The organism is Pseudomonas sp. Pf153, from assembly GCF_001269775.1.
GTDB classification, from domain to species: domain Bacteria; phylum Pseudomonadota; class Gammaproteobacteria; order Pseudomonadales; family Pseudomonadaceae; genus Aquipseudomonas; species Aquipseudomonas uvaldensis.
Map to the genome: position 1 here is coordinate 816,040 of NZ_LHVL01000030.1, position 17,105 is coordinate 833,144.

Below are 17,105 nucleotides of genomic sequence, written 5' to 3' on the forward strand. Positions count from 1 at the left end.
TCGGCGCGCTAAAAAACCCCGTCCATGTGACGGGGTTTTTTATGGACAGTCGAAACCTGCCGCTCAGCCGCAATTCACCCGATTGACCACCAGGTTGGCGTCGGTATTGAGATTCAGCCGATCAGAGCGGTACTCGAGCGTTACCATGTCGTTGGGCTTGAGGATCCGGGCAATCTGCGCGCCGGAACGGGTGCGAGCCTGTTCCAGCAACTGCGGCGAGGCCTGTTTGCCAATGGCGAACTCGGCAGCCTTCGCTTCGCAGCGCCCATCCCCCGCCTCGCTTGCCACTGGTCCTGAGGTAGTTTCAGCGGTGCTGCTGCAACCACTCAACGATACGACAGCCAGTACAATGCACAATGAAGCGAGCTTCCAAGGCATGAAGCCTCCTTTTTTATGTTGAAGAGAGAGCGTGCGACAACCCAAACGAAACTTGGTTTCGCACGAGGAAGTTATCAGCATGCCTTCATCCGGGAACCGCAGTTTGCCTGAGCCGAAGGCCGCTGTTCAGAGATCAATCGTGACTGAATATGAACGGGTTCGGTCACGTCAATAGAGTCCAAGGGTGCCTGGGGCAAGTGTGGCACAGCCCTTTCCTGATGCCTAAGTCGCAGTGCAAAACCCGGCGTAAAAATGGTTAACTCAGTCTACCTGTCTCCCACCTCGCGGGCCCCATCATGAGCATCGTCAGCATCGAAGCCACCATCAATGCCAAATGGCTGGAGGGCCACAGCTCCTATAGCCCCGGCAGCCCCGAGGAACTGGCAATCATCGGCATCGAGTTACTGGTACGGGAACTGGGGACAGAGGTCGCCCGGAACTTCATCCAGCAGGCATTCGAGCGCTATCCGAGTCTTGTCGACAAGGTAGATTGAAGCGACGCAACGAATTGTAGGAGCCGGACTTGCTCGCGATAGCGGAGGCCCCGCCAGCATCATCGTTGACTGATGCTCTACCATCGCGAGCAAGCTCGATCCCCACATTGAATTATTTGAGGCGTGCCAGGCGCTCGGTCAGCAGGTCGAAGAAGCCCTGGGCATCGCCGTTTTCCACCCAGAATGCATTCTTGGGTGCCTTCAAGCCGTCATACCAGTCGACGATGGTCTGCCCGAACGTCGGGCCTTCGCGACTGTCCACCACCACATTGACCGAGCGGCCGGTAAATAACTGCGGCTTGAGCAGGTAGGCAATCACCGTAGCGTCATGCACCGGCCCGCCTGTCATGCCATAGTGCTCCATGTCGCCCTTGACGTACTCATTGAGAATATCGCCCACCAGCTTGCTGGCATTGTTGTTCACAGCCGCGATCTGCTTGAGTCGCGCTTCGCTGGTGAGGATCTTGTGGGTGACGTCCAGCGGCAGGTAAGTCAGCTTCACACCGCTTTTGGCCACTACCTCGGCCGCTTGCGGATCGGCGAACAGGTTGAATTCGGCCACCGGTGTGATGTTGCCGCCGTTGAAGTGCGCGCCACCCATGATCACCACTTCCTTGATGCCCTGGACGATGTCCGGCTCCTGGATCAGCGCCAGGGCCAGGTTGGTCTGCGGGCCCAGCATGGCGATGGTAATGCTGTGGGGCTTGGCGGCCTTGAGGGTATCGATCAGGTAGTTGACCGCATTGCCCTTGGCCAGCCCTTTCTTCGGCTCATGCACGGTGACACCCGACAGGCCTTCCTTGCCATGGATGTTTTCCGCATAGATGGGCGTGCGCATCATTGGCTTGGGCGCACCGGCGTAAACCGGCACGTCCTCGCGCCCTGCCCACTCCCGGGCCAGGCGAGCGTTGCGGGAGGTCTTGTCCAGGCGCACATTGCCCGCCACGGTGGTCAGGGCGCGGATGTTCAGCTCATCGGGGGACGCCAGGGCGAACAACAGGGCAACCACATCATCGGCCCCCGGATCGGTGTCGATGATCAGATCGATCTTTTCCGCCGCCTGGGCGCTCGTAGCAGTGATCAGTGACAACAGCAGCAGACTCCGAAGCAGTTGATGCATTTTTTGAGCATAGCGGTGCATGGCGCACTCCTTGTGCAGGGTTGACAGGTTAGAAGGTGACTCCAGCAATGAGCACAATGTTGCAGTACGGAGAACATTCTCCTGTGCGAATGATCGCCCGAGCCTGTCGGCTGAGGACTTTGAATTGTTCATGGCTGACCAACTCCCGCGCCCCCAGCGCATTCCGGGCATGAAGCGTCTCAAGGCTCGTCAGGGCCGACGGCTGTTTATCGAATATCTCCTCGGCCAGCACATGACTTTCCACCTGCATTTCACTGAGCACCGCGTTGAGCGTGCTGACGAAATCGGGGATGCCAGGGGTCAGGGCCAGGTCGATCAGTTCGACCTGTGGCGGTACGGGCAGGCCGGCATCGCCAATGACCACTTTGTCGCCATGACCAAGGGAAGCGATCAGTCGCGACAGGGCGATATTCAACAACGGAGTCTTCTTCATGATTTGAACGCCTGTACTTCAAGCAACGTGGGAATGGACGGCTGCGCCCCGACACGGGTGACCGACAACGCGGCAGCCACCTGACCGAAACGAATTGCCTCGACCTCGCTTTTTCCATTGGCCAGGGCCGCGGCAAACCCACCGACGAAGGTGTCCCCTGCCGCCGTGGTATCCACGGCCTTGACTCTGGGCGCCGGGAAATGCTCGAAGCTCGATCCGTTGGCGAACATCAACCCTTGGCTGCCCAACGTCACGATCACCTTGCCAGCGCCCGCGGCCATCAACTGTGCGGCAGCCGCTTCGGCGCTTTCCAGGGAGTCGACCGCCAGCCCGCTCAGCATCGCAGCTTCGCTTTCGTTGGGGATCAGGTAGTCGACGCTGGCGTACCAATCGGTCGGCAAGGCATGGGAAGCCGGCGCCGGATTCAGTATGACGGTTTTGCCCAGCTCGCGACCGCGCTTGAGCGCATGGCCGACGGTGGCATCCGGCACTTCGAGCTGGCAGATGATGACATCGGCGCTCTGCAGCACCTCGTCGACTCCGTCCAGGACATCAGGGGTGAGCACGCCATTGGCACCGGCCACGATAACGATCGCATTCTGGCTGTTGTCATCGACCACGATCAGGGCCACGCCGCTGGAGCCTTCCACGACGCTGACGGCCCGGCAATCGATGCCTTCGGCGAGCAGCGCGCCTCGCAACTGTTGACCATAGGCATCATTGCCCACGCACCCGACCATGGACACCTGCGCCCCGAGGCGTGCGACGGCCACGGCCTGGTTGGCTCCCTTGCCGCCCGGGATGGTGGAAAACGACTCACCGATCAGCGTTTCGCCGCCCCGGGGCAGGCGCGGTGCGCGAGTCACCAAGTCCATGTTCAGGCTGCCTATTACCACTACTTTTGCAGACATACGTCACTACTCATTCCATTCGGTTCAGCGGTATTGGGCGAAGGTACCGGACAGCGGCGCAGTCGACTCTCGCAGGACAATGCTCGGCGTGACGATCCGCTGGTCGGTGGCCAGCGTGGGCGTGGCGATCCGCCGCAACAACACCTCGGCCGCCATTTCACCAAGCTGCAGGATCGACTGCCCCACGGTGGTCAACGCCGGATAGACATACCGACTCATCTGGATATCGTCGAAGCCGATCACCGACAGCTCGCCGGGTACCCGCACATTGCGTTCGGCGGCGGCCCGCAGTACACCGATGCCGATCATATCGTTGGCCGCGAAGATCGCACTGGGTGGCTGATGCTCAAGCAGCGTGGCCGCAGCACGATAGCCACCGGTGCTGGTGAAATCGCTTTCGAGCATGCGCTCCACCGGCAGCTCGACACCCGCCTCCTCCAGCGCCCGGCAGTAACCGGCCAGACGCATCTGGGCCACGCTGGTGTCTGCAGGACCACCGATAAACGCAATGTCCCGATGCCCCAGCTCCAACAGGTGCCGGGTCGCCAGGTACGCGCCGTATTCGTGATCGATGCGCACCAGGTCCGCATCGACGCCGTCCAGGCCACGGTCGACGATGACCATGGGCGTACGCACGCCGGCCAACCCCTCGACCAGGCCGACGTCACCGCCGGCGGAAGCGACGATCAATCCATCGATGCGTTTTTCCAGCAGCACTCGCAGGTAGCTGCGCTGCTTGTCCGGGTTGTCGTCGGAGTTGCACAGGATCACGCAATAACCATTGCGTTCACAATAATCCTCGATTCCCCGGGCCAACTCGGCGAAGTACGGGTTGAGGCTGTTGGGCACCAACAGGCCGATGGTGGCCGTGGTCTTGGCCTTGAGCGAACGGGCCACGGCGCTGGGCACATAGTCGAGGCGTTCGATGGCTGCCTCGACCTTGCGCCGTACCTCTTCGCTGACCGGCCGGGTCTTGTTCACGACATGGGACACAGTGGTGTAGGAAATCCCCGCGAGCGCCGCGACATCTTTGATCGTCGCCATGGATCAGGTCCGCCGGCTGGCGCGCTGGCTGCGATAGGTATCCAGCACCACCGCAATCACGATCACCGCGCCAGTAATGATCCGCTTGGTCGGCTCGGTGGCGCCGATCTGCGCCAGGCCGGCGGCCAGCACGGAGATGATCAGCACGCCGAAGAACGTACTGATGACCGAACCGCGTCCGCCCATCAGGCTGGTGCCACCGATCACCACGGCGGCAATGACCTGCAATTCAAGGCCGGAGCCGGCGTTCGGATCGGCTGCTTCCAGGCGGGAAATCTGGAACAGCGCCGCCACACCGGCCAGCAACCCCATCAGGCTGAGCACCAGAATCTTGTAGGGTTTCGGATTGATCCCCGCCAGGCGCACCGCTTCCTCATTGGTGCCGATGCCGATCAGGTAACGACCGAACACAGTGCGGGTCAGCACGGCCTGGGCAATGAAGATCACCAGCAAGGCAATAATGAACGATGGTGAGATACCGAAGGCAATCGGATTGGACAACCAGGCGAAGGAGTCGCCGATGTAGGCCGTCCGGGAACCGGTCATCTGGTAGGCCAGGCCCCGGGCCATTTCCAGCACGCCCAGTGAGACGATGAACGATGGAATCCGCCAAGCCACGGTAATCGAACCCGTCACGCTCCCCGCCAGTGCCGCCACGGCCATGCCCAGCAATGCCGATGGCCAGACGCTCCAGCCCCAACCAAGCACCGCCACGCTTACCGTCGACGCCGCCAGCGCCAGCACTGAGCCCACCGACAGGTCGATGCCGCCGATGATCAGGATGAACGTCATGCCGACCGCCAGCACCATGAGGTCCGGAATCTGGTTCGCCAGGGTGCTGAAGGTGTCGTAGGAAAGGAAATGGCTGCTCAGGACCGAGAACAGCGCGATCATGGCCAGCAGCGCGCCAGCCAAGCCCAGGTAGGTGCCGAGCCCGAAGAAGTGTCCACTCGGTTTACCGACGGCAGATGCGGTTTTCATGAAAATTCCCTAGGCGCTGCTTCGTTGAGCAACGCATCACGTTTTTGATAGCCGGCGAATGCGGCAGCAAGCAAGTCATCCTGGGTCCAACTGTCGCGCTCGAATGTGTCGATCAGGCGCCCGGCGGACAACACACCGATCCGGTCACAGATCAGCATCAATTCCCGCAGATCGCTGGAGACCACCACCAGCGCCTTGCCTTGGCGGGTCAGCTCGCCAAGCAGCGCATAGATGTCGAACTTGGCGCCCACGTCGATGCCACGGGTCGGCTCATCGAACAGCAACACCGAACAATCGCGTTCGAGCCAGCGCCCGATCACGACCTTCTGCTGATTGCCGCCCGAAAGCTCGGACACCAACTGCGTCGGGCTGGAGCTACGAATTCGCATGGCGTCGATTTGTCGACGGGCCAGCGCATGTTCCTCTTTGCCATTGACGATGCCGGCACTGGAAATCTCAGGCATGTTGCCCAGGGCAATGTTGGCGGCGATCGACTGAGTCAGCAGCAGGCCTTCGCCCTTGCGGTCCTCGGTGATCAGCGCAATGCCATTGGCCACTGCATCGGCGGGTGAACGGATGTGAACAACCTTGGCCGGCGACCCCAGCGCCACGGTGCCGCTGTCGGGCGTATCGGCGCCGAAGATCAAGCGCATCAGCTCGGTGCGCCCTGCCCCGATCAGTCCGGAGATACCGAATATCTCGCCAGCGCGCACTTCGAAGGAAACGTCGCGAACCTTGTCGGAACGGGTCAGGCCCTTGACCGTCAACGCCGGCGCGCCGATCTGGCGCGGGCCCAGGTCGATGTGCTCGCCCAGCTCCCGGCCGACCATCAACGTCACCAGCTGGTCGCTGTTGTAGTTGGCCATCGGCTCGACGCAGACCAGATTGCCGTCGCGCAGTACCGCAATGCGCTGGGCCACCCGTGCCAGTTCTTCGAGGCGATGGGAAATGTAGATGATCGACACGCCCCGAGCCTGCAAGCGGGTGATCTGTTCGAAAAGCATCTCGACTTCACGAGCCGTCAGCATGGCGGTCGGCTCATCGAGGATCAGCACATGGCAATCGCCGATCAGGTTGCGGGCGATCTCGACCATCTGCTGGTGACCGATGCCCAGCTCGCCCACCAACGTGTCGGGATCAATCGCATCGAGCCCCACCTGGGCCATGGCTTCGATCGCCGCCTTGCGCAGTTGCTTGCGGTCGATCCAGCCGCAGCGGTTGGGCAGGTTGTCGAGAAACAGGTTCTCGGCCACGGACAGGGTCGGCAACAGGTTGAGTTCCTGCATCACCATGCGCACGCCAAGCTCTTCGGCCTGGGTACGGCTACCGGGGCGATAATCCTGCCCTTGGAACTGCATCTGTCCGGTGGTGGGCGTCACCAGCCCACCGATGATCTTGGACAGGGTGCTCTTACCGGCGCCATTCTCACCGGTCAGCGCCAACACTTCGCCGCGCATCAGCGTCAGGTCGATGCCGGCCAGCACCGGCTGGGCATAAGTCTTGCCGATACCGCTGACGGAAAGGACAGCGTTCGGGTCGAAAACGGACATAAAAAACTCTCCATGCGCCCGCCCGGATGGGCGAGCGCCGTTGTGTCGCCAGGATTACTGCTTGGTCACCAGCTCGACTGGAGTTTCGATAACGCCGTTGTCGCCGATCTCGACTTTTTCCTTCTTGAGGATTTTCAACGCAGTCTCGATGCCGAAGACTGCCTGCCTGGCCGCAAACTGGTCGGCGGTCGCCAGGACGCGGCCGTCCTTGAGCATCGGCTTGATGGCATTGATGTTGTCGTAGCCGACGACCTGCACTTTGCCTGCCTTGCCGGCTGCCCGTACCGCCGACACCGCTCCGACCGCCATGCTGTCGTTGCCGGCCAGCAGCGCCTTGATGTTCGGGTATTCGCTGAGCATCGACGCGGCAACCTGGTTGCCCTTGTTGATTTCCCAGTCACCGGACTGCAGAGACACCACCTTGATCTGCGCCGCCTCCATGGCATCCTTGAAACCGGCTGTACGGGCCTGGGCGTTGGTGGTGGTGGATACGCCTTCGATGATGCCGACTTCGTCACCGGCCTTGAGCTGCTTGGCCAGGTATTCACCTACCAGTCGCGCACCCTTGCGGTTGTCGGGACCTACGAACGGTACGTTGATGTTCTTGCTCTTGACCACAGCCGGATCGAGCTGGTTGTCGATGTTGACCACGGTGATGCCGGCATCGACGGCCTTCTTGATCACCGGCACCATGGCCTTGGAGTCGGCTGGCGCAATGATGAGGGCGTCGACCTTGGAGACGATCATCTGCTCGACGATACGGATCTGGTTGGCGGTGTCGGTTTCATCCTTGATTCCGTTGGAGATCAGGTCGAAATCGGCGGAGTGTTCCTTCTGATAGGCCTTGGCACCGTCTTCCATGGTCAGGAAGAACTCATTGGCCAGGGATTTCATCACCAGGGCGACCTTGGGTTTTTCGGCAGCCTGGGCGAGTGTCGAGGAGAAAGGCAGCGCAGCGGACGTGGCTGCGAGCATGGCGACAGCGAGAAAGCGTCCAGCAAAGGGCAGCTTCATGGATTCACTCCGATCTTATGATTATTGTGAGCAAAAGCATCGCGCGAAGGTCGCGCAAACGTTTGCGTGAAGTGAACTATGGTAATGCTTCGATGATTTGTCAACGTCCCGAATCACGGACTACCGCTCTTTTACACGGGTCGACAAAAAAGATCTTTTTTCCTACACCAAATTTGAAAAAGCGCTGTCAGACGATTTTCTTGAATTTTAAGCAGTTGCGTAAATGCCTACGGTTAAATACTGTATGCACGTACAGCTTAATAAGGATAATCCTGTGGCTACGCCTTCCGCTGCAACTACCCCCTTAGATTCCTATACGCGACTCGGCCTGCGGGTCTCGAAAATCATCAATTCCCCCATCGCGCAAAAAGCCAAGGCAGCGCTGATCTTTCGTCTTCCCGACGAACCCGTGGAGGAATGGGAGCGCCTGCTGGAAGAAATCGACGAGAACGACAACGTCACCCTCGCCTATCGCGACGACGGTGGCGTGCAGGTTTTCTGGGTTGTGCCAAAGGAAGATTGAGCCTGATGATCGTTCGCTGTCTTGCATTACTGCTTGTATTCATCGCCACAGGTGCCCAGGCCGCCGCCCCTCGCACCTTCAACGAAGCCAAGAAAATCGCCTGGAAACTCTACGCTCCGCAATCCACGGAGTTTTATTGCGGCTGCAAGTACACCGGCAATCGCGTGAATCTGTCGGCTTGCGGCTACGTACCTCGCAAGAATGCCAGTCGCGCCGCCCGGATCGAGTGGGAGCATATCGTTCCAGCGTGGCAGATCGGTCATCAACGCCAATGCTGGCAACAAGGCGGTCGCAAGAACTGCACCCGTTATGACCCGGTCTATCAGCGCGCCGAGGCCGACCTTCACAACCTGGTGCCCAGCATCGGGGAAGTGAACGGTGATCGGAGCAATTTCAGCTTCGGCTGGCTGCCTGTGCAGAAGGGCCAGTACGGCTCATGCCTGACCCAGGTGGACTTCCAGGCCAAGAAAGTCATGCCCCGCCCATCCATCCGAGGGATGATCGCCCGAACGTATTTCTACATGAGCAAACAATACGGCCTGCGCCTTTCGAAGCAGGACCGCCGCCTGTTCGAAGCCTGGGACAAGACCTACCCGGTAGAGAACTGGGAACGCCAGCGAAACCAGAGCGTGGCCTGTGTCATGGGGCGTGGCAACGAGTTCGTGGGACCGGTGGATCTGAAAGCCTGCGGCTGACCTCGCATTTGTGAGCAGCACAAATCAACTGTGGGAGCGAGCCCGCTCGCTTCCACAGGCTTTGCCCTACCGATCATTGAGCCGTTGGAAAATCCACCACCTGCGTCTCGATGTTGCGCTTTTTTGCACGGACCAGGGCGGCGGTAATTTTTTCCTGCCCGGCTTCGGCGTCGGCCTTGGAGCTGAAAGGTCCCACCAGGACCCGGTCCTTGCCACCCTCTTTGGTCACAGTGGACATGAAGCTGTGCTCGATGAGCCAGCCAGTCAGGTCGCTGACAGCCTGCGGCGTCTCACCTCGAACCTCCACACCCCACTGTGGCGCGGTGGCTGCTGCCGGTACGGAGGCCGCGGGCGGCTTTGGCTTCGGCGCTTGCGCGTCACGTCCCTCACCGCATCCTGCCAGCATCAATACCGCAATAACCCAAGCCAATTTGCGCACAACGTTTCCTCTGGAAGACATGAGGCGCGGATTTTAGCACCCGTGCGCACCAAGAACCCCGCAAACAGCACTCAAAACACGAGAATCCTGCCCGGCGTCTCTGTATAGTCGCACCCTGGGAATTAATGCAGCGTCTGCACGTCAGAAAGAGGCACCCACATTGTGACACTTAGCACTAATCTATAAGCAGTACCGACATCTGCACTGTCAATCAGGTGCCCTATAAAGCAATCAAGGAGAACACCATGCTGATACTCACCCGCAAAGTCGGTGAAAGCATAAACATTGGTGACGACATCACGATCACCATTCTGGGCGTTAGCGGCCAACAGGTCCGGATCGGCATCAATGCCCCGAAAAACGTTGCGGTGCATCGCGAAGAGATTTACCAGCGCATTCAGGCTGGCCTGACCGCCCCTGACAAGCCGCAAACTCCCTGAGCCTTGCAGCAGTCCGCAGCCAGCCCGTTTGCATCGCCGCAGTGGCTGGCTAAAGATTCACGCCCCCTGCTCCACCCCGCTTCTGATTTCCGTCCCGCCCCCTGAAAACCGATATTAATGCCATGACTCGTCGCATGGCTGTCGGACATTTCGTTTTAATGGCGACGAAGCGGGTGTTCGTGCCGGTCAGCTCCAGCTCAGCCCACGGGCCATGCCTGTGGCAGCGATCACCATCAACATCAATAACAAGGCTTCGATGTGGCTGATCCGGGCGAACCGGCCGGCTTTGGAAGGATCGATCGCAACCCCTTTGCCCAGTGCCATTCGCCATTTGATCAACGTGATCATGGGCGCGAGCTCAAGCAACAGGATCAGCAGGAACAAGGTCATCTTGAGATGAAACAGAGGCTGGTGCAGGTAATAGTCCGAGCCTTTTTCGTACCCGCCGAAAGCCCGCATCCCACCAGTCACCAGCAGGACCAGGGCCGACAGGCCCCACACATTATCGGCGATCAACACCCCGCGAACCGCATCCACACCGCCCGCCAACCGCCGCAAGGCCGAGCCCCGCGCCAGCACCGCCCAAAAACCGAGGGCAAAGGCCAGGAGATGAATTGCTGCCAGAGACCAATGAGCCAACATGGAAGATACCTGCCAGAGAGAACGTCGAATCGACCTGACAGTACTAGCTCATAAAAGAAGGATCGGTAGGATTGGAGTGTAAAAAACTGTGGGAGCGGGCTTGCCCGCTCCCACAGGGTGTTGTGCGTTGCTGGATCAGTCAGCCAAACGCCATGTCGTCCCGCCCTTGCCGTCTTCCAGCACCACGCCCATGGCGGTGAGCTGGTCGCGGATGCGGTCGGACTCGGCCCAGTCCTTGTTGGCGCGAGCTGTCAACCGCGCCTGGATCAGCGCTTCGACCTCGGCGGCGTCCACGCGACCTTCGGCACCGGCCTGAAGAAACTCATCCGCCTCGAGCTGCAATACTCCGAGCACTCCGGCCAGTTCCTTCAGGCGCGCCGCCAGGCCCGCCGCTGCATTGAGATCGCTCTCGCGCAGGCGGTTGATTTCGCGCACCATCTCGAACAGCACCGCGCATGCCTCAGGCGTGCCGAAGTCGTCGTTCATCACTTCGGTGAAGCGCGCCACGAACGCTTCGTCACCGGCGGCCGGTACAGTCGGTAACCCTTTCAACGCATGGTAGAAGCGCTCCAGGGCACCCTTGGCGTCCTTGAGGTTGTCTTCCGAATAGTTGATCGCGCTGCGATAGTGGCTCGACACCAACAGATAACGCACCACCTCGGGATGATATTTATCCAGCACGTCACGGATGGTGAAGAAGTTGTTCAAGGACTTGGACATCTTCTCGCCGTTGATCCGGATCATGCCGCAATGCATCCACGCATTGGCGTAGGTCTTGCCGGTGGCGGCTTCGCTCTGGGCGATTTCGTTTTCGTGGTGCGGGAATTCCAGGTCGCTACCGCCACCATGAATGTCGAAGGTCTCGCCCAGGCAGCAGGTGGACATCACCGAGCACTCGATGTGCCAGCCCGGACGGCCCTTGCCCCACGGCGAATCCCAGCTCGGCTCGCCCGGTTTGGCGGCTTTCCACAGGACGAAATCCAGCGGGTCCTGCTTCGATTCGCCGACCTCGATGCGCGCACCGATGCGCAGGTCTTCGATCTTCTTGCGCGACAGCTTGCCGTACCCCATGAACTTGCCGACGCGGTAATAAACATCGCCATTGCCTGGCGCGTAGGCATAGCCCTTGTCGATCAGGGTCTGAATCATCGCATGCATGCCGGGGATATGGTCGGTGGCCCGTGGCTCCATGTCCGGCTTGAGGATATTGAGGCGCGCCTCGTCCTCGTGCATCGCCGCGATCATGCGCTCGGTCAGGGCCTCGAACGACTCGCCGTTCTCGTTGGCGCGGTTGATGATCTTGTCGTCGATGTCGGTGATGTTGCGCACGTAGGTCAGGTCATAACCACTGAAACGCAACCAGCGGGTCACCAGGTCGAAGGCGACCATGCTGCGGCCATGACCCAGGTGGCAGTAGTCGTACACGGTCATGCCGCAGACGTACATGCGTACCTTGTTGCCATCCAGCGGCTTGAAGACTTCTTTGCTCTTGGTGAGCGTGTTGTAGATCGTAAGCACAGGGTTTCCCTTAAGACTTGATCACTGACCCCAGGAATCACGCAAGGTCACGGTACGGTTGAACACCGGAGCACCGGGTTTCGAGTCCTTGATATCCGCGCAGAAGTAGCCTTCGCGCTCGAACTGGAAACGGTCTTCCGGTTGTGCGTTGCCCAGCGAGGGTTCGGCACGACAACCAGTGAGCACTTGCAGGGAGTCAGGGTTGATGTTGTCCAGGAAGCTGGCGCTGTCTTCGGCCTTCTCCGGGTTCGGCGAACGGAACAGGCGATCGTACAGGCGCACTTCGCACTCGACGCTGGCGGCGGCCGGCACCCAGTGGATCACGCCCTTGACCTTGCGACCTTCCGGGTTCTTGCCCAAAGTGTCGGGGTCGTACGAGCAACGCAGCTCGACGATGTTGCCATCGGCGTCCTTGATGGCTTCGTCGGCGCGGATCACGTAACTGCCGCGCAGGCGCACTTCACCGGCAGGCTCCAGGCGCTTGTAGCCTTTGGGCGGCTCTTCCATGAAGTCGTCGCGGTCGATATAGATTTCCCGGGCGAATGGCAGGACGCGCACGCCCATGTCTTCCTTCGGGTGACGCGGCAGCTCAAGGTTCTCGACCTGCCCTTCCGGGTAGTTGGTGATGACCACTTTCAGCGGACGCAGCACGCACATGGCACGCGGGGCGCTCTGGTCGAGGTCGTCCCGGATGCTGAACTCCAGCATGCCGAAGTCCACCACGCCGTCGGAACGGTTGGTGCCGACCATCTCGCAGAAGTTGCGGATCGACTTAGGCGTGTAGCCACGGCGGCGGAAGCCCGACAGGGTCGACATGCGCGGGTCGTCCCAGCCATTGACGTGCTTCTCGTCCACCAGCTGCTTAAGCTTGCGCTTGCTGGTGATGGTGTAGTTCAGGTTCAGGCGGCTGAATTCGTACTGGCGCGGCCTGGCCGGTACCGGCAGGTGCTCCAGGAACCACTCATACAACGGACGGTGGCTTTCGAATTCCAGGGTGCAGATCGAGTGGGTGATGCCCTCGATGGCGTCCGACTGGCCGTGGGTGAAGTCATAGTTGGGGTAGATGCACCACTTGTCACCGGTCTGGTGGTGATGGGCGTGACGGATGCGGTACATGATCGGGTCGCGCAGGTTCATGTTCGGCGAGGCCATGTCGATCTTGGCCCGCAGCACCCGTGCGCCGTCCGGGAACTCACCGGCACGCATGCGGGCGAACAGGTCCAGGTTTTCCTCGACGCTGCGGTCACGGAACGGGCTGTTGCGACCTGGCTCGGTCAGGCTGCCGCGGTATTCCTTGGCTTGCTCGGGGGTCAGGTCGCAGACGTAGGCCTTGCCCGCCTTGATCAGTTCCACCGCCCAGTCGTGCAACTGGTCGAAATACTGCGAGGCGTAGCGCACCTCACCGGACCACTGGAAACCCAGCCACTTGACGTCGCTTTCGATCGCGTCGATGTATTCCTGGTCTTCCTTGGCCGGGTTGGTGTCGTCGAAACGCAGGTGCGTGACGCCGCCGAACTCCTCGGCCAGGCCGAAGTTCACACAGATCGACTTGGCATGGCCGATGTGCAGGTAGCCGTTGGGCTCTGGCGGGAAACGGGTGACGATCTGCGTGTGCTTACCCGAATCCAGGTCCGCCTGGATGATCGGGCGCAGGAAATTGACCGGCACGGCCGGGCCGGTCTTGGAATTCGAGGTAGGGTCGACAGTGGGCTTGCTCATAGGATCCTTGAACAGACAAGTGCGCGGCCGGGTGCGGCCTGATAAATCAAAACCCGTATCATAGCCGATGCTGTCAAGCACCTGACAGGCCAGGTCCGGCAAACGATTGAATTTAATCGACTGTCAGACGAAAAACAGCCTCGAATTTCGTGCCCGGCACGCTAAACTGCCCAGCCTGGCCGCTTGCAGCCAGATTGGTTGCGGGCCTCGCGCCCCGAAACCCACGAATTCCTTGAAAGAGTAGTAATCATGACCAAAGTCAAACTGACCACCAACCACGGTGAAATCGTTCTGCAACTGGACGACGCGAAAGCGCCGGGAACGGTAGAAAATTTCAAGAAGTACGTCCAAGACGGTCACTACACCAACACCATTTTCCACCGCGTCATCGGCAACTTCATGATCCAGGGCGGCGGTTTCGAGCCGGGCATGAAGGAAAAGAAAGACAAGCGCCCAAGCATCCAGAACGAAGCCGACAACGGCCTGCCGAACAAAAAGTACAGCATCGCCATGGCCCGCACCATGGAACCACATTCGGCTTCCGCGCAGTTCTTCATCAACGTGGCCGATAACAGCTTCCTGAACCACAGCGCCAAGACAGTCCAGGGCTGGGGCTACGCCGTGTTCGGTGAAGTGATCGAGGGCACCGATGTGGTCGACAGCATCAAAGGCGTCTCCACCACCTCCAAGGCCGGCCACCAGGACGTCCCGGCGGAAGACGTGATCATCGAGAAAGCCGAGATCGTTGAGTGATCCTACTGATTTCAGATTTGCATCTGGAAGAAGAGCGCCCGGACATCACCCGGGCGTTTCTGGATCTGCTCGCCACCCGCGCCCGTTCGGCGCAAGCGCTGTACATCCTGGGGGACTTTTTCGAAGCCTGGATCGGCGACGATGCCATGACCCCGTTCCAACGCTCCATCTGCCAGGCCCTGCGCGCCTTGAGCGACAGCGGCACGGCTATATTCCTGATGCACGGCAATCGCGACTTCATGTTGGGCCAGGCCTTCTGTAAAGCGGCCGGCTGCACCCTGATCAAGGACCCGAGCGTCGTGCAATTCAATGGCGAGCCGGTGCTGCTGATGCACGGCGACAGCCTCTGCACCCGCGATGAAGGCTACATGAAGCTTCGCCGTTGGCTGCGCAACCCGATCACGCTGTTCATCCTGCGCCACCTGCCATTGGGCAGCCGCCAGAAGCTGGCGCGCAAGCTGCGCAGCGAAAGCCGTGCGCAAACGCGGATGAAAGCCAACGACATCGTCGACGTCACCCCCGAGGAAGTGCCGCGGGTCATGCAACAGTACGGTGTAAAAACCCTGATCCACGGCCACACCCACCGCCCCGCCATCCACAAGCTGCAACTGGGCGATCACGCCGCCCGACGCATCGTGCTGGGGGATTGGGACAAGCAGGGATGGGCGTTGCAGGTGGATGAGCAAGGGTTTGCGCTGGCGCCGTTTGGGTTTGGCAATTCGCAATTAGCATTGCCAAGCACTTAAAGCATACGCCGCCCCTGTGGGAGCGGGCTTGCTCGCGAAGGCGGCCTGACAGTCACTTCGATATCGACTGACACACTGCTTTCGCGAGCAAGCCCGCTCCCACAGGGGATTGCATTTCAATGCTTGATCAGTGGCCGCTCGCCGCCGGCCCCGCCTTCGCCGCGAACGGCGGTTTGGCCAGCCACACCAACAGAATCAAGCCCATGAATGCCCATCCCAGCAGCGTGAAGTAATCCACGGTGGAGAGCATGTACGCCTGGCTGGTCAGAATATGGTCGAGCTGCGCATAGGCCGGCGCACTTGGACCGCCGAGTTGGTTGAGCGCTTCACGGGTGGCCGGGTCGAATGTGCTGATGTTTTCGCTCAGGTACGCATGGTGCTGGTCGGCCCGGCGGATCCAGATCCAGGTGGTCAGGGACGCGGCGAAGCTGCCGCCCAGGGTCCGCAGGAACGTTGCCAGCCCGGCGCCGTCAGCGATCTGCTGCGGCGGCAGGTCCGACATCAGGATGCTCAAGGTCGGCATGAAGAACAGCGCCACACCAATACCCATGAACAGCTGCACCAGGGCAATGTGCTGGAAATCCACTTCATTGGTGAACCCGGCGCGCATGAAGCAGCTCAGGCCGATGGCCAGGAACGCCAGCCCGGCCAGCAGGCGCAGGTCGAACTTGTGGGCGTATTTGCCGACGAAGGGCGACATCAGCACCGGCAGGATGCCGATGGGTGCCACGGCCAGCCCGGCCCAGGTGGCGGTGTAGCCCATCTGGGTCTGCAACCACTGCGGCAGGATCAGGTTGATGCCGAAGAACCCGGCGTAACCGCCCACCAGCACGATGGTGCCGATGCGAAAGTTGCGGTAGGCGAACAATCGCAGATTCACCACCGGATGCCGGTCGGTCATTTCCCAGATCACGAACACCGCCAGGGCGATGACGGAAATCAGCGCGCCAATGATGATGAAGTTGGATTCGAACCAGTCCAGGTCATTACCCTTGTCGAGGATCACCTGGAGCGCGCCGACGCCGATGATCAGCGTGATCAGACCGACGTAATCCATCGGCTGGTGGCTGGTCACTACCGGTCGTGCCTTGAGTTGCTGGCGCACCACCATCACCGCGAACACGCCAATGGGTACGTTGATGAAGAAGATCCACGGCCAGCTATAGCTGTCGGTGATCCAGCCGCCGAGGATCGGCCCGGCAATCGGCGCCACCACCGTGACCATCGCCAGCAACGCCAGGGCCATGCCTCGCCTCGCGGGTGGATACACGGCGATCAATAACGTCTGGGTCATCGGGTACAACGGTCCGGCCACCAGCCCCTGGAGCACGCGAAAACCGATCAGTTCCGGCATCGAGGTAGAGATGCCGCAGAGAAACGAAGCGAGCACGAACAGCATCGTCGCCCACAAGAACAGCTTCACCTCACCAAACCGACGGCTCAACCAGCCGGTCAGCGGGAGCGCGATGGCGTTGCTCACCGCGAATGAAGTAATGACCCAGGTGCCCTGCTCCGAACTGACCCCCAGGTTGCCGGAGATGGTCGGCAAGGCGACGTTGGCGATGGTGGTGTCGAGTACCTGCATGAACGTCGCCAGGGACAGCCCGATGGTGCTGAGCAACAGGCTGGGCGGCGTGAAGGACGCGTTATTGCTCATTGCGAAATCCTATGAAGCGAAGGAGGC

At 60.5% G+C, this 17,105-nt stretch carries 19 protein-coding genes; 6 read left to right on the plus strand and 13 right to left on the minus strand.

Annotation, left to right across the window (positions count from 1 at the left end):
• Positions 1 to 63 precede the first annotated feature (63 nt).
• Positions 64 to 378 (minus strand): I78 family peptidase inhibitor, encoded by a 315-nt coding sequence (locus tag AD666_RS24775; protein WP_053158274.1) that lies wholly within the window; start codon positions 376 to 378, stop codon positions 64 to 66.
• Between the two features lie 296 nt (positions 379 to 674).
• Here AD666_RS24775 and AD666_RS24780 point away from each other — a divergent pair, with 296 nt between their 5' ends.
• Positions 675 to 872 (plus strand): hypothetical protein, encoded by a 198-nt coding sequence (locus tag AD666_RS24780; protein ID WP_053158277.1) that lies wholly within the window; start codon positions 675 to 677, stop codon positions 870 to 872.
• 112 nt (positions 873 to 984) lie between these two features.
• Here the strand turns inward: AD666_RS24780 and AD666_RS24785 are convergent, their stop codons facing one another.
• The 7 genes from AD666_RS24785 to AD666_RS24815 are packed head-to-tail and all read right to left on the minus strand — an operon-like array spanning position 985 to position 7,946.
• A complete protein-coding gene (locus AD666_RS24785) occupies positions 985 to 2,013 on the minus strand; it encodes a nucleoside hydrolase (protein ID WP_053158279.1) in 1,029 nt (342 codons plus the stop codon).
• Between the two features lie 28 nt (positions 2,014 to 2,041).
• Positions 2,042 to 2,446 carry a D-ribose pyranase gene (gene rbsD, locus AD666_RS24790; protein WP_053158282.1) on the minus strand — a complete coding sequence of 135 codons (405 nt, stop codon included), beginning with the start codon at positions 2,444 to 2,446 and terminating at the stop codon, positions 2,042 to 2,044.
• On the minus strand, positions 2,443 to 3,357 hold the full coding sequence (gene rbsK, locus AD666_RS24795) for a ribokinase (protein WP_053158285.1): 915 nt from the start codon (positions 3,355 to 3,357) through the stop codon (positions 2,443 to 2,445). The genes rbsD and rbsK overlap by 4 nt, the downstream gene beginning before the upstream one ends.
• Before the next feature lie 24 nt (positions 3,358 to 3,381).
• Positions 3,382 to 4,401 (minus strand): LacI family DNA-binding transcriptional regulator, encoded by a 1,020-nt coding sequence (locus AD666_RS24800; RefSeq protein WP_053158288.1) that lies wholly within the window; start codon positions 4,399 to 4,401, stop codon positions 3,382 to 3,384.
• A 3-nt stretch (positions 4,402 to 4,404) separates the two neighbouring features.
• Positions 4,405 to 5,382: an ABC transporter permease gene (locus AD666_RS24805; protein ID WP_053158291.1), complete on the minus strand. Its 978-nt coding sequence runs from the start codon at positions 5,380 to 5,382 to the stop codon at positions 4,405 to 4,407.
• On the minus strand, positions 5,379 to 6,932 hold the full coding sequence (locus AD666_RS24810; RefSeq protein ID WP_053158293.1) for a sugar ABC transporter ATP-binding protein: 1,554 nt from the start codon (positions 6,930 to 6,932) through the stop codon (positions 5,379 to 5,381). Before AD666_RS24810 ends, AD666_RS24805 begins: the two co-directional genes overlap by 4 nt.
• Positions 6,933 to 6,986: 54 nt before the next feature.
• On the minus strand, positions 6,987 to 7,946 hold the full coding sequence (locus tag AD666_RS24815) for a sugar ABC transporter substrate-binding protein (RefSeq protein ID WP_053158296.1): 960 nt from the start codon (positions 7,944 to 7,946) through the stop codon (positions 6,987 to 6,989).
• 223 nt (positions 7,947 to 8,169) lie between these two features.
• On the opposite strand from AD666_RS24815, the gene AD666_RS24820 reads away from it, so the two are divergent.
• Both AD666_RS24820 and AD666_RS24825 read left to right on the plus strand, forming a co-directional pair.
• Positions 8,170 to 8,469 (plus strand): DUF1654 domain-containing protein, encoded by a 300-nt coding sequence (locus AD666_RS24820; RefSeq protein WP_053158299.1) that lies wholly within the window; start codon positions 8,170 to 8,172, stop codon positions 8,467 to 8,469.
• A gap of 5 nt (positions 8,470 to 8,474) precedes the next feature.
• The gene (locus AD666_RS24825) at positions 8,475 to 9,164 is read left to right on the plus strand and encodes an endonuclease (protein WP_053158302.1); all 690 of its coding nucleotides are present in this window, start codon (positions 8,475 to 8,477) and stop codon (positions 9,162 to 9,164) included.
• A 73-nt stretch (positions 9,165 to 9,237) separates the two neighbouring features.
• Here AD666_RS24825 and AD666_RS24830 read toward each other — a convergent pair whose 3' ends face one another.
• Positions 9,238 to 9,603 carry an SPOR domain-containing protein gene (locus tag AD666_RS24830; RefSeq protein WP_053158305.1) on the minus strand — a complete coding sequence of 122 codons (366 nt, stop codon included), beginning with the start codon at positions 9,601 to 9,603 and terminating at the stop codon, positions 9,238 to 9,240.
• Positions 9,604 to 9,848: 245 nt separating this feature from the next.
• On the opposite strand from AD666_RS24830, the gene csrA reads away from it, so the two are divergent.
• Positions 9,849 to 10,043: a carbon storage regulator CsrA gene (gene csrA, locus AD666_RS24835; protein WP_003179932.1), complete on the plus strand. Its 195-nt coding sequence runs from the start codon at positions 9,849 to 9,851 to the stop codon at positions 10,041 to 10,043.
• 186 nt (positions 10,044 to 10,229) lie between these two features.
• On the opposite strand, the gene AD666_RS24840 is transcribed toward csrA, so the two are convergent.
• From AD666_RS24840 to AD666_RS24850, 3 genes are all read right to left on the minus strand, one after another.
• Positions 10,230 to 10,685 carry a DUF2214 family protein gene (locus tag AD666_RS24840; RefSeq protein WP_053158307.1) on the minus strand — a complete coding sequence of 152 codons (456 nt, stop codon included), beginning with the start codon at positions 10,683 to 10,685 and terminating at the stop codon, positions 10,230 to 10,232.
• 135 nt (positions 10,686 to 10,820) lie between these two features.
• On the minus strand, positions 10,821 to 12,203 hold the full coding sequence (gene cysS / locus AD666_RS24845; RefSeq protein WP_053158310.1) for a cysteine--tRNA ligase: 1,383 nt from the start codon (positions 12,201 to 12,203) through the stop codon (positions 10,821 to 10,823).
• 21 nt (positions 12,204 to 12,224) lie between these two features.
• Positions 12,225 to 13,922, minus strand: coding sequence for a glutamine--tRNA ligase/YqeY domain fusion protein (locus tag AD666_RS24850; RefSeq protein WP_053158313.1), 1,698 nt, complete (start codon positions 13,920 to 13,922; stop codon positions 12,225 to 12,227).
• A 249-nt stretch (positions 13,923 to 14,171) separates the two neighbouring features.
• Between AD666_RS24850 and AD666_RS24855 the strand changes: the two genes are divergently transcribed.
• Together AD666_RS24855 and lpxH are read left to right on the plus strand one after the other, a co-directional pair.
• Positions 14,172 to 14,675 (plus strand): peptidylprolyl isomerase, encoded by a 504-nt coding sequence (locus AD666_RS24855; protein ID WP_053158316.1) that lies wholly within the window; start codon positions 14,172 to 14,174, stop codon positions 14,673 to 14,675.
• Positions 14,672 to 15,421 carry a UDP-2,3-diacylglucosamine diphosphatase gene (gene lpxH, locus AD666_RS24860; RefSeq protein WP_053158319.1) on the plus strand — a complete coding sequence of 250 codons (750 nt, stop codon included), beginning with the start codon at positions 14,672 to 14,674 and terminating at the stop codon, positions 15,419 to 15,421. The genes AD666_RS24855 and lpxH overlap by 4 nt, the downstream gene beginning before the upstream one ends.
• A gap of 127 nt (positions 15,422 to 15,548) precedes the next feature.
• Here lpxH and AD666_RS24865 read toward each other — a convergent pair whose 3' ends face one another.
• The gene (locus AD666_RS24865) at positions 15,549 to 17,078 is read right to left on the minus strand and encodes a DHA2 family efflux MFS transporter permease subunit (protein ID WP_053158321.1); all 1,530 of its coding nucleotides are present in this window, start codon (positions 17,076 to 17,078) and stop codon (positions 15,549 to 15,551) included.
• Positions 17,079 to 17,105: the final 27 nt, after the last annotated feature.